10 protein-coding genes are annotated in these 12,508 nt (G+C 41.3%); 8 read left to right on the top strand and 2 right to left on the bottom strand.

The features are described 5' to 3' along the window. Positions 1-139: 139 nt before the first annotated feature. From ACHCNF_RS10875 to ACHCNF_RS10905, 7 genes are all read left to right on the top strand, one after another. Positions 140-1,078, top strand: a complete 939-nt coding sequence (locus tag ACHCNF_RS10875; protein WP_408069812.1) for an alpha/beta fold hydrolase — start codon at positions 140-142, stop codon at positions 1,076-1,078. Positions 1,079-1,164: 86 nt separating this feature from the next. Further along, on the top strand, positions 1,165-1,881 hold the full coding sequence (locus ACHCNF_RS10880) for a YesL family protein (protein WP_408069813.1): 717 nt from the start codon (positions 1,165-1,167) through the stop codon (positions 1,879-1,881). A 247-nt stretch (positions 1,882-2,128) separates the two neighbouring features. Beyond that, positions 2,129-3,238 (top strand): ABC transporter ATP-binding protein, encoded by a 1,110-nt coding sequence (locus tag ACHCNF_RS10885; RefSeq protein WP_026491060.1) that lies wholly within the window; start codon positions 2,129-2,131, stop codon positions 3,236-3,238. 74 nt (positions 3,239-3,312) lie between these two features. Further along, positions 3,313-4,482, top strand: coding sequence for a serine hydrolase domain-containing protein (locus tag ACHCNF_RS10890; RefSeq protein ID WP_408069814.1), 1,170 nt, complete (start codon positions 3,313-3,315; stop codon positions 4,480-4,482). Positions 4,483-4,738: 256 nt separating this feature from the next. Further along, complete coding sequence (locus ACHCNF_RS10895; RefSeq protein ID WP_408069815.1) at positions 4,739-6,259, top strand: ABC transporter substrate-binding protein; 1,521 nt, start codon at positions 4,739-4,741, stop codon at positions 6,257-6,259. 93 nt (positions 6,260-6,352) lie between these two features. After that, positions 6,353-7,270, top strand: a complete 918-nt coding sequence (locus ACHCNF_RS10900) for an ABC transporter permease (protein ID WP_408069816.1) — start codon at positions 6,353-6,355, stop codon at positions 7,268-7,270. Between the two features lie 18 nt (positions 7,271-7,288). Beyond that, positions 7,289-8,176: a carbohydrate ABC transporter permease gene (locus ACHCNF_RS10905; RefSeq protein WP_408069817.1), complete on the top strand. Its 888-nt coding sequence runs from the start codon at positions 7,289-7,291 to the stop codon at positions 8,174-8,176. Between the two features lie 17 nt (positions 8,177-8,193). On the opposite strand, the gene ACHCNF_RS10910 is transcribed toward ACHCNF_RS10905, so the two are convergent. Next, a complete protein-coding gene (locus ACHCNF_RS10910; protein ID WP_408069818.1) occupies positions 8,194-8,928 on the bottom strand; it encodes a response regulator transcription factor in 735 nt (244 codons plus the stop codon). 16 nt (positions 8,929-8,944) lie between these two features. Next, the gene (locus ACHCNF_RS10915) at positions 8,945-10,756 is read right to left on the bottom strand and encodes a sensor histidine kinase (RefSeq protein WP_408069819.1); all 1,812 of its coding nucleotides are present in this window, start codon (positions 10,754-10,756) and stop codon (positions 8,945-8,947) included. Between the two features lie 104 nt (positions 10,757-10,860). Here ACHCNF_RS10915 and ACHCNF_RS10920 point away from each other — a divergent pair, with 104 nt between their 5' ends. Then, positions 10,861-12,471 (top strand): ABC transporter substrate-binding protein, encoded by a 1,611-nt coding sequence (locus tag ACHCNF_RS10920; protein WP_408069820.1) that lies wholly within the window; start codon positions 10,861-10,863, stop codon positions 12,469-12,471. Positions 12,472-12,508 lie beyond the last annotated feature (37 nt).

The raw sequence follows: 12,508 nt of genomic DNA on the forward strand, positions 1-12,508 counted from the left end.
ATTTTGTAGATAAAAAGATGGAAAGTGTTTTTAAAATATAAACTAATTAACGATTTTTTTAGAATATTCATTACGATATTGTGGTAAAATATTAACAGAAGAATTATGTCAGAGCAATCTGTATGCTTAAGGGGGTATTATGGCACGTAAAGAGGAACTTACTTACAAATCTAGAGACCGCGAAACTACAATTCATGCGATAAGATGGATTCCGGATGAGAAGCCCATTGCTATACTGCAGATTATTCACGGTATGCAGGAGTACATAGATCGCTATGACGAGTTTGCAAATTATTTGGCAAATAATGGGATCATGGTAATGGGAAATGATCATCTTGGTCATGGTGATTCTGTTTCAACAAGAGTGCCTTATGGTTACTTCTGTAAAAATGATCCTGCAACTGTAATTCTTAGAGATGCACACAGGCTTAAGAAGATGACTCAGGAAGAGTATCCGGGAATCCCGGTTGTCCTTTTGGGCCATAGCTTTGGATCTTTTGTAGCAAGAGAATATCTGACAAGATATGGCACGGGTATTCAGGGAGCTATTATTCAGGGAACAGGCTGGCAGGGTCCGGGAACCATAAAGACAGGCAAGACCCTGTGCGCAATACTTGGAGCCTTCTTTGGTGAAAAGCATCGTTCAAACTTCATGAATAATATGGCTTTTAAGTCTTATAACAGCAGAATCTCAAGTCCTAAGAGTAAGTTTGACTGGCTTTCTCACAATGAAGAGAGCGTAAAGAAATATGAGAATGACCCCAAGGATAACTTTGTATTTACAATAAACGGATTCGAGACCTTGTTTGAACTTCTGTCCAGAGTTCAGGATACAGGAAAGATGGAAGATATTCCGAAGAAACTTCCGATTCTTCTTACCGCCGGCAAGGAGGACCCTGTAGGAGAGTACGGAAAGAGTGTTGAACATCTTTACGGAATATGGAAGGATCAGATAGGACTTCAAAATCTTGAGATCAAGCTCTATGACGGAATGAGACATGAGCTTCAGCAGGAAATCGGCCGTGAAAAGGTATTTTCAGACCAGCTTGAATGGATTAAGAAGACGATCGCAGGCTAATCTTTATAAAAACCAAATGCAAATAACGCTCGAGCATGTTATAGTAATGCTTGAGCGTTTTTTTCTATTTAAGGAGTAATAAGAATATGGGAAAATTTTTTGATATGGATAGCCCTTTAATGAGGGCACTTAACAGAGTCGCAGATCTTATGATATTGAATCTTGTAGTACTTGTTTTCGTGCTTATACCTTTTACCGGAGGCGCAGCACTTACAGGAATGCATTATGTTCTTCTTAAAATGGTCAGAGATGAAGAAACATATGTGGTTAAGGGATTTTGGAAATCCTTTAAACTGAATTTTAAGCAGTCAACAATTTTGTGGATCATTATGATGATACTGGCAGGTATTATCGGTGTTGATTTCTTGTGGGTAAGGGCTAATGCCACAGTGCTTCCGTCGATTTATACATATATTATGTTGGGAATAACACTGATACTGTACATGATCTCACTATATATATTCCCGCTTCAGTCAAGATTTGATAACCCTATAAAGAATACACTTAAGAATGCATGTATGTTCTCAATATTAGGACTTCCGAGGACAGTAGGAATGGCAGTTGTTTCCATGATTCCTCTTGTTCTTTTGTATTTCTTTGATATTAGGATTGTACCTATACTTATCATGTTCGGCTTTACAGGACCTGCATATCTTATGGCTCTTATGTACAACGGTCTCTTTAAAAAGTTTGAACCCAAGGTTGAGGGCTATGATGACGGAGAGGAAGTACGCACGGATGATGATGACGAAGAATTGCAGGCTGCAATAAAACGTATGCAGGAAGCAAGAGATAAAAAGTAATTCTAAAAACTATCAGTGAATTAGACATAAGACAATTTGCACACAACAATAAATAAAATTTGTGCAAACTTTCCTAAAAAATTTATAAACAAAAAGTTAATAAGCAATTTTTACAACGATTGCCGAAATCTTTGTATAATAGTTGCATAGCCAAAGCAAATCGCTTTGGCTATACTTTTTATATCGTGAAAAACGATTTATGGATACTCGGTATCCAATATTGCCAGTTAAAGAGGAGGAAAAGGAAATGGCAAGTTTAACACTTGAAAATGTATGCAAAGTTTATCCTAACGGTTTTGAAGCTGTTAAGAATTTCAATCTTGATATTCAGGACAAGGAGTTCATCATCTTCGTTGGACCTTCAGGATGTGGTAAGTCAACAACACTTCGTATGATCGCAGGTCTTGAAGATATTTCTTCAGGTACACTTAAAATCGGCGATCGCGTAGTTAACGATGTAGAGCCTAAGGACAGAGATATCGCGATGGTATTCCAGAACTACGCTCTGTATCCTCATATGACAGTATATGATAACATGGCATTCGGACTTAAGCTTCGTAAGGTTCCGAAGGCTGAGATCGACAAGATGGTTAAGGATGCAGCTAAGATCCTTGATCTTACAAACCTTCTTGATCGTAAGCCTAAGGCTCTTTCCGGTGGACAGAGACAGCGTGTTGCTATGGGTCGTGCTATCGTTCGTAATCCTAAGGTATTCCTTATGGATGAGCCTCTTTCAAACCTTGATGCTAAGCTCCGTGTTCAGATGAGAACTGAGATCGCTAAGCTTCACCAGAGACTTGGTACCACAATCATCTACGTTACACACGATCAGACTGAGGCTATGACACTTGGTACAAGAATCGTTGTTATGAAGGATGGTGTTGTTCAGCAGGTTGATACACCTCAGAACCTCTATGACAAGCCTTGCAACCTCTTCGTTGCAGGATTCATGGGATCACCTCAGATGAACTTCCTTGATGCAGAAGTAGAAGTATCTGGCGATAAGGCTTGCCTCAAGATTGCAGGTCAGTCAATCGAGCTTCCTCCGGCAAAGGCTAAGAAGGTTATCGAGGGTGGTTATGCCGGAAAGACAGTTACATTCGGTATCCGTCCTGAGGATGTTGATGATTCTGAGATGGTTGTTAGCACATCTAAGGCTGTATTCGAATCAACAATCAACGTATACGAGCTTCTTGGTGCAGAAGTTTATCTGTACTTTGATCTTGCAGGCTTCCCTGTTACAGCACGAGTTGACTCTCGTACAACAGCTCGTCCCGGCGACAAGGTTAAGTTCGCATTTGATGTTGAGAAGATTCACGTATTCGACAAAGAGACAGAGAAGGTTATCACAAACTAATCTGTTTATTGAAGAAAAATGTAGGCGCGGCTCGAAAGAGCCGCGCTATTTTTTTATATCATAGGAGGGTTAGCATGAAAGATTTTAAAAAAATTGACGAACTCATAAGGTCATTTGTTGATGGGGGAACAAATCCCGGATGTGCAGTTGCGATCATGCAGGGGGATGAACTGCTCTATCATGGGGAAGCCGGATACGCGGATATAGAATCGAAGCGGAAAGTAGATGTTCACAGTATGTTCAGCCAGGCATCAACTACAAAACTGTTCACCTATGCTATTTTGGGAATGATATTCGAAGAAGGTAAATTCCTTTTCAGTGATCCGCTTTATTATTATCTGCCGGAATGGAAGAACACAAAAAAATATGTAGTACGTCCAAATGGCGATATTGATACTGAACCGTTGGATAAACCGATCACTATCAGAGATGCGGTAGCAATGATGTGCGGACTACCCTACTGTATGATGCCGGATGTTAATCCCTCAACACCTACACTGGCAGCGATGAGTAAAAAGATGGAGGAACTTCTGAAGAAGGGACCAACAACAATAGCAGAAGAAGTGCGCGCCATGGCTGATGTACCTGTTATGTTTGAGCCCGGATCTCATTGGCTTTATGGATTCGGTTCTGAGATCACAGGTGTTCTTGTTGAGACATTCGAGGAAAAACCATTGAGAGAAGTGTTCCGGGAAAGACTTATAGAGCCATTGGAGCTTAATGATGCAGATACATTTGTGCGCCCCTCAAATAAAGACAGAGTTGTAACCAATTATGCGAAGAAGGGACCGGGAGACTTCGAAAAGACCGGAGACTTTTTGTCGTTGGATCCTGATAGTGTTCCGGCTGGTGCCCGCCCGAATCTGTTCATAAGTGCTGCTGATTTTGCTGTATTTATGCAGATGCTGGCAAATGGCGGTACATATAAAGGTAGAAAATATCTGGGCAGCGGTACAGTTGCCATGCTTCATGAAAATCAGCTTGGCCCAGAGCAGCTTGCAGATTTTGAAAATGATTATCTTGCAGGGTATGGATATGGACTTGGATTCCGCACTCTTCTTACCCAGAAGTATGGTCACAATGGGCATGTAGGTAATTTTGGATGGACAGGGGGTACAGGGATATGGGTTGAAGCTGATCCCGTTGAAAAATTCTCTGTCGCTTATATGCACAATATGAGACCTAATGAAGAGCTTTATCATCATCACAGAATAAGAGCTGTGGTGAACGGGATAATGCTCTAAAAGAGAGGTTGTTGGCTAAGTATTATAAAAAGGCGCCTTAAATGGCGCCTTTTTTGTGATTTTTTTTGCAAAAAAATTAGGAGTATAAATATTCACTATAAGAAATGTACAAAAAAAACGAACAATAGTGCATATTATACATTCATTATTTATTGTATAAATGAATACAAAGAAACGGCAAAAATGGAACATCATTTGTACATATTGCCGATTCAAAATCGTAACCATAAATTTTTAAGTAGGAGGATGTAACAAAATGAAAAAAAAGAGATTGGTAGCCTTACTATCTGCTCTGACGATGGTCCTTAGCCTTACCGCTTGTGGCGGAAGCAGCGCAGGAACAGCCGGCGGCAGCGAAGCAACAAGTTCTGATCAGGCTGGCGGGGACAATGCCGGATCAGGCGAATACGTAAAGCTCGTGGTTTGGGGAAATGGTAATGCTGATACCGAGGACTGCAAGGAAGTTGCTGAAGCTATCAGCAAGATCACACGTGAGAAAATCGGCTGTGAGATTGATCTTGTTCGTGGACAGGATGCTGAGCAGATCAACCTTGCTCTGACTTCCGGTGAAGCTATTGATCTTATGTGCTACAACAACATAAGTGGTCAGTTTAACACAGTAGTTAATAATAACTGGGCTTATCCCCTTGATGATCTTTTAGAGAAATATGGACAGGGTGCAAAAGGCGTAATCAACGAGTATGACCTTGAGGCTTGCAAAAAGAATGGCGTGCTCTATGCTCTTCCTAACCAGAAAGATACATCACGTGCAGCAGGATTTGCTATGCGCAAGGACATCTGTGACGAACTTGGAATTACAGTTCCTGAGTACGGTACTTACGATGATATGCACGAAATCCTTGTAAAGGTTCACGAAGCTCATCCTGAGATGTATGCTCTTGTTCCCACATGGGCACAGGGTGGTATGCAGACCACTATTCCTGCTGATCCGCTTGGAGATTCTCTTGGTATCCTTGAGGACTGCCGCGAAGACAGCACAACAGTTGTTGATGAAGCTGAGACAAAGAGCTTCCAGGATTTCTGCAAGATGATGTGGCAGTGGAATCAGGAAGGCTTGATCATGCCTGATGCTACAACAACTACAGAGAACGCTCTTCTTTCAAACAACGGATTTGCAATGTATGAGAACTGGAAGCCCGGCAAGGAACTTGAGGTTTTCAAGGGCAACGGCAAAGAAGTTTACTTCATGAAGATTCATGGACCTATCAAGCATACAGCAATTCCTAACGGAAACTCATGGATGATTCCTTATAGCTCAAAGCATCCTGAAGAAGCTATGAAGCTTTGGAACCTTATGTACACAGATCCTGAAGTATCCAACCTGTTCATCAACGGTATCGAAGGCAAGCACTGGGTATATACAGATGACACTCACAAGATGATCACATCTCCTGAAGGTGTTGATCCTAACGCTTCCGGTTATTCTTCAATGGATTGGGCATGGCCTAATCAGCAGATTACACCTGTTTGGGAAGGTGCTGAGGATCCGGATCTTTGGACAAAGCTTAACGAATTCAACAATAGCGGCGAACCTAGCCCTGCTATGGGATTCATATGGGACAGCAGTGCTGTTATGAATCAGGTAACAGCTTGTAATAACGTTGTATCTTCTTACAGGACAGCTCTTCTGTGGGGTGCTATTGATCCCGAAGAGAATCTTCCTAAGTATATAGATGAGCTTAAGGCAGCCGGCATCGATGAGATTATCGCCGAGAAGCAGAAACAGCTTGATGAGTTTCTGGCAAATAAGAAATAATACTGCCAAGAATAATTAACACACAAAATGCAGGTGTCAAATATCATTTTGACACCTGCATGATAATATTACTTGAAGGAGGATGGGGTTAGGTTGAAAAAGACAAAGAAAACATTAAAACACTTCTGGCCGATGTATTTAATGTTCTTACCCGGTGTAGTGTATCTTTTTATAAATTCATATATTCCGATGTTTGGAATACAGATAGCCTTCAGGCAGTATAATGCTGCACAAGGTGTATACGGAAGTCCCTGGTGCGGATTTAAGAATTTTGAATTCCTCACCAGAACCAAAGACGCATGGATAATGATCAGAAACACAGTTCTTTATAATGTCGTATTTATTATACTTGGTACTGTTCTGGCTGTAGCAACAGCGATCATTCTTAATGAAATCCGCAACAAAACAGCAAAGCAGGCATATCAGACGATTATTCTGATTCCTTTCCTGATTTCAATGGTTATAGTAAGTTATCTTGCTTATGCATTTCTCAGCACCAGCGATGGCTTCATCAATAACACTGTAGTTAAACTGTTTGGTGGGGATCCGGTTGACTGGTATAACACTGCAAAATATTGGCCCGTTATCCTTGTTCTTATCAATGTCTGGAAGGGCCTTGGATATAATATGATTCTATACTATGCTACTATCTGCGGTATTGACAGCACACTTTATGAAGCTGCTGTTGTGGATGGAGCAAACCGCTGGCAGAAAATTGTCCATGTTACTCTGCCCGGTCTGAAATCTACAATTATTATATTGACACTTATGGCACTTGGCGGAATCTTCCGTTCAGACTTCGGTCTTTTTTATCAGGTTCCTCTTAATTCCGGTCCGCTTATCAACGTAACTCAGACTATTGATACCTATGTATACCGCGGACTTATCCAGAATAACAATGTAGGAATGTCCTCAGCAGCAGGTCTTTATCAGTCTGTTGTAGGATTTATTCTGGTAATCACAGCAAATGCTATAGTCAGAAAAATAGATAACGAAAGTTCGCTGTTTTAATAGGAGGATCTTAGAAATATGGTACAAAAAGACAGAGTATTTCAGACTTTGGCAAATGCGCTGATGATCATTCTGGCTATCTGTGCGCTTGCGCCTTTTATACTTATGCTCATGTCATCACTTACTGATGAACAAAGTTTGATAGCAAACGGATATAGTTTCTTCCCCAAAAAGTTCAGTACATATGCTTACAAATATCTGTTTGTTCAGTCCGGATCTGTGGCACGTGGTTATGTAATTTCGATAACAGTTACAGTTGTGGGAACTTTATTGAATCTGTTTATTACATTGTTATATGCATATCCTCTTTCAAGAAAAGAGCTCCCGGGAAGAGAAATATTTGCATTCTATCTCTTCTTTACCATGCTCTTCTCAGGCGGACTGGTTCCTGCATATTTGATGTGGACACAGACATTCCATATCCGCAATACAGTTATTGCATTGCTGGTTCCGGGCTTACTGATGAGTCCTTTCAATGTTATTATGATGCGTACATACTTCACAACCAATATTCCGGATGAAGTTATTGATGCTGCAAGAGTTGACGGAGCCGGTGAATTTGGAATCCTTTTCAAGGTTGTATTCCCTATGGCGCTGCCAATCACCGCAACAATCGGTCTCTTGGTCGGACTTGCATACTGGAATGACTGGATGAACGGTCTGTATTATATCAATGATGATAAGCTCTACAGTATCCAGGTTCTGCTTATGAAGATTCAGCGTAATCTTGATCAGCTGAGGCAGCAGGCTCAGAACGGAAGCGGAAATGTCAACATGGCAGACCTGCCATCAACTTCTGTAAGAATGGCACTGACGGTAATGGGTATACTTCCCGTTATGATAATATATCCTTTCCTGCAGAGATACTTCGTAAAAGGTATTACAATCGGAGCAGTTAAGGGATAAAGGGGAAAAACTCCCCGCTATTTGCGGTATTGCTGGGGAGTTTGACCCGTTGTTTTCTTGAATTGTCTGTAGAAATATGAGGTATTGGGGATACCTACCTGTTCTGCGATATCCGCAATACTCATATTTGTATTTTTTAGTAGGTATTTTGCTTGATCCATTCGTTTTGAATTGATATAAGCTGTAAGCGTTGTTTCAAATTCCTTATGGAAACAAAATGACAGATAATCGGGGTTCAGGTGTATGGCATCAGCAATCTTGACACGGTTTAAATCCGCGTCCGACAGATGGTCGCGGATATAACTGCGCACAGTGTGGACAAAACCGCTGTCATTGATTTTGATGTCGCTACCTGTAACGTGTTCGGGATTGGCCTGATTAGGCCGCAAAAATGCAATGGCACGTGATAATTCCTGATTAAGGTTCTGTTTTCCTATGGGTTTAAGCAGATAATTAAAGCAGTGATAATGGATGGCTTCCTGGGCATAGTCAAAACGCTGGTGCCCGGACAATATAATTGTTGTTGGTTGAAGCCCTTCAGCATTAAGCTGCTCAAGGAGCTCAAGACCGGTTTCCTTGGGCATCTCAATATCCAGCAGCATCAGATCGATCTGCTCTTTTCTAAGGACATTTATCCCTTGCTGTGCACTGTAGCCTGTGAAGATATGGTCAATTCCAAGGTCTTCTTTATCTATCATACCTACAAGGCCTTGAACTATATAGTATTCATCGTCTATTATCAGAAGATTCATGTAAACTCTCCTTTTCCTAGTATTTCTTATAAGGGAAGCATATTGTGACACATAATCCCATGCCTTCCGCGTTTGCAAAGGTAAGCTTTGCTTCGGATCCGAGAAGGAGTCTAAGCCGCATAGCAGTATTATAGAGTCCTACGCCGGTTCCTTTTTCCGTAACCTCAGGATGTTCCAGGATATGATTGTATTTTTCAAGCTTTTCTTCGGACAGACCGCTTCCGGAATCCGTATGTTCAAGACAAACAAATGTCACACCATTTTCTATCTTTTTGGTTGCCCTTATTCGGATTAGAAAAGGCTCGCCCATAATAAGTCCGGTCTTGATGGAATTTTCGGTGAGAGTAAGTAATATCATCGGGAACACCTCTGCATCAAGCAGATCGGGATCGGCTTCCTTTTCATACTGTAGTGTCTCAGGGAATCTGTACTGAGTAAGCAGTATGTAATTTTCGAGATATTCAAGCTCCTCAGACAGAGGAACAATATCCCTGTCAGAAAGTGTATACCTCAGGTGAGAGGACAGCGTTGAAATTATCTGATTTGTCACTTCCAGTTTTGATTGGTCCTGTGCTGACATAAACACTGTATTAAGGCAGTTGATCAGAAAATGTGGAGCAACCTGATTTTTCAGAGATTTCAACTCAAACTCGCGAGCCTGGAGCTGCTCTTCATAGACACTGATCCTAAGATCACCTATCTCGGATATTAGTTTATTAAAAGCATCTGTAATCTGGATGGTCTCATCGTAGTTATTTGAAGGAATGATCCTGGTGTCCAGATTGCCTGCACGGATGTTCCTGGATACTGCCATGAGAGATTTGATGGGAATCTCAATAATCATCCGGCCCATGCGGCTATAGGATATAAAAAAGATAACAGCCCATAGGATAAGCAGTATCAAAAGAAAATAAAGTGAACGGAATGCCTGTAAGAACTGCTTTTGAGGAAGCAGAACTGTAAAACAGTAATCTGAAAAGCTTTGCCTGAAGGAGATGATAATTTTCCTGCCGATACCGGGGATGTTTGCGGAAACAGGACCTGAAAGAGATTTTTCAACAGGGATTTTCAAATCCTTGCTGTAGTCTTTATTATAGCCGTCTTCTGCAAGGGTATTGCCGGCAAACAGCACCTTTCCGGAATTGTCAGTAATAAGCAGGAGCGCGTCATTTCCGAAAAATTCTTCAAATCCCGGAAGATTGTTCAGATCAATCCATGCGCCGCCATATATTCCGCCAACTCTAAACACCCTGATAAGGCAGTTCTGATCTTCAAGGAAAAACCAGTTTTGTGGAAGGCCGGCGATGGAGCCACCGTTTTCCAGGTGGTTCTGTAAAAGCTTTCTGATAAAAGAGGGAAACGGATATCCGGAGTCTGTGCCTGTGTTGGCAGTATTATAGACCGGAAGAAAGACCTCTTTGTCAGGATAATACAGGTAAAATCCCCTGATTACAGAATGGGGTGTGATCTGAGTTGATAATCGGTTCTGGATGCGTGCCATGCAGCCAACTTCCTCGTTGCTGTCCATGGTAGTACGCAGCCTTATAATATCCGGATCAGACGAGCAGTTGTCGATGAGGAACATGATATTCTGACTAAGCTCGACATAGAGCCTGTTATCGTAAAAACGAAGAGAATCCTGAACCGAATGATATGAGAATTCACGAAGGTTAAAAAAGATAACCATGGTAACGGCTGCAAGAAGTGTAGTAAAAATGAGCATGGACATTAAAAATAATATATCGAACCGGTGTAGCAGTGAATGCTTTCGTTCAGATACCGGCAAAATGCTATAAAATTTTTTATAAAACTCCTCCATGTTATACATTTATACTCCCTCGTTTACTGTTAAAATAATACTGGTTATCAAAAAAAATATCAAGAAAATTATATATTTTGCACAATGCTTCACTTTAAGGAGGAGTTTCTGGAATGAAAAGGACAATGAGGGTGGCAGCTTTTCTACTTATTATAGTAATGGCGGTTACTCCTACGGCATGTGGCAGGAGCAGGAATGGCTCGGAAGATATTAACGCTTCATCGTCTGCCGAAACAACGGAAAGCGATATGGCTCCTGCTTACAGGAAGGCAATAGACGACCGCAGAGCTGAGTATAAGAAGACAGGAAAGTATCAGAAGGTTACTTACGCTATATATACCTGGACAGGCAGACCCGTTGGTATAGAGAGAATTCAGGAAGCAATGAACAAAATCCTGCGTAAAAAGTTATGTCTGGAGATAGAGCTTTTAGCTATGGATTTTGCCTCATACGGTCAGGATATACACTTGAAACTGACAAATAATGACGAACAGATCGACTGGTTCGGTGGGAATGTCATAGGGTATACACTCTGTGTGAACAACGGTTTTTGCTACGATCTGAATGAAAATGATTTACTTAATACCTATGGACCCGGAATAGAGGAACTTATACCTGAAAAGTATCAGGAAGCATGTAAATATGCAGGTCATCTCTATGGGATCCCTCCGGTAAAGGATTATGCCATAACTACAGCGGCTATTGTGATAGGCAAGGAATATCTTGATGCGATCGGTTATGAATATGAGGAAGATGAAAACCAGGAGGTTAAGGCAACTTGGGAAGAGATTGAAAATATTTATTTAAAGCTTCACAGGGAATTTCCGGATAAAACTGTATTTGCAGTAGCAGGTAATCAGTTTGCTCAGGGCTCAATTGTGGACAATCTTGGTAATGACTGGTTCGGGGTTCTTCTTGACCCTACGAAGGACAAGACAGTCACAAATCTGATGGAGAGCGATGAGTGGATGGACATGGTCAAGCGTATGTACAGATGGAACAAGATGGGACTAATATCTCCGGATGCCTTATCTGACAAGAGTTCCAGCTCTGCTAAGATCAAGTCCGGAGCATATATGTCGATGCTTGCTCCGTCAAAACCGGGTTACAAGTCTCAAATATCCAGTGAATGCGGAAGAGAAATGATCGTGTTTTCCCTGGGACAGAACATAATCAAGTCTACAGGAATCACATCCGTTATTTCCTGTCTGAATCAGGCTTCTCCGGACCCTATTGCTGCAGTTCAGCTTATGAATGAGCTTTACACGGATCCTCAGCTATCCACCTTGCTGGTATGGGGCGAAGAGGGTGTGGATTATGTTACCAAACCGGATGGTCACATTGATTTTCCGGATGGAGTGGATATACAGAATGCAGAATGGTATCACACCATGAATTGGGAGATGCCAAATCAGTATATATGCCCCAGCTGGGTTGGAGATTCTTTGGATTTGGGTTCAAAAATAAAAGAATTCAATGCGAATGCAGAGACCTCCATCGCCTTGGGCTTTACCTTTGATAATAGTCAATATACCGCAGAATATGCGGCATTACAAAACATATATGATGAGTATGCCAATCAGCTGCTGTACGGTTTTTTGGATCCTGTATCAGGAACGGCGGAGTTTAATGACAAGCTAAAAAAAGCCGGTTTGGACAAATATATTGCAGAGAAGCAGAGACAGTTTAATCTGTGGCTGGCTGTTAATGGTAAAAATCGATGAGACGCAATCATGTAATTGAATAATTAAAATATAGAAA

Origin of the sequence: Butyrivibrio sp. NATIVEDY162, assembly GCF_045999815.1 — a bacterium.
In the GTDB taxonomy this organism is placed as follows: domain Bacteria; phylum Bacillota; class Clostridia; order Lachnospirales; family Lachnospiraceae; genus Butyrivibrio.

Excerpts from the sequence above, each read along its gene's own strand:
- ACHCNF_RS10910 (WP_408069818.1), bottom strand. The coding sequence starts at position 8,928 with ATGAATCTTCTGATAATAGACGATGAATACTATATAGTTCAAGGCCTT.
- ACHCNF_RS10885 (WP_026491060.1), top strand. The coding sequence starts at position 2,129 with ATGGCAAGTTTAACACTTGAAAATGTATGCAAAGTTTATCCTAACGGT.
- ACHCNF_RS10895 (WP_408069815.1), top strand. The coding sequence starts at position 4,739 with ATGAAAAAAAAGAGATTGGTAGCCTTACTATCTGCTCTGACGATGGTC.
- ACHCNF_RS10880 (WP_408069813.1), top strand. The coding sequence starts at position 1,165 with ATGGGAAAATTTTTTGATATGGATAGCCCTTTAATGAGGGCACTTAAC.
- ACHCNF_RS10920 (WP_408069820.1), top strand. The coding sequence starts at position 10,861 with ATGAAAAGGACAATGAGGGTGGCAGCTTTTCTACTTATTATAGTAATG.
- ACHCNF_RS10915 (WP_408069819.1), bottom strand. The coding sequence starts at position 10,756 with ATGTATAACATGGAGGAGTTTTATAAAAAATTTTATAGCATTTTGCCG.
- ACHCNF_RS10875 (WP_408069812.1), top strand. The coding sequence starts at position 140 with ATGGCACGTAAAGAGGAACTTACTTACAAATCTAGAGACCGCGAAACT.
- ACHCNF_RS10890 (WP_408069814.1), top strand. The coding sequence starts at position 3,313 with ATGAAAGATTTTAAAAAAATTGACGAACTCATAAGGTCATTTGTTGAT.
- ACHCNF_RS10905 (WP_408069817.1), top strand. The coding sequence starts at position 7,289 with ATGGTACAAAAAGACAGAGTATTTCAGACTTTGGCAAATGCGCTGATG.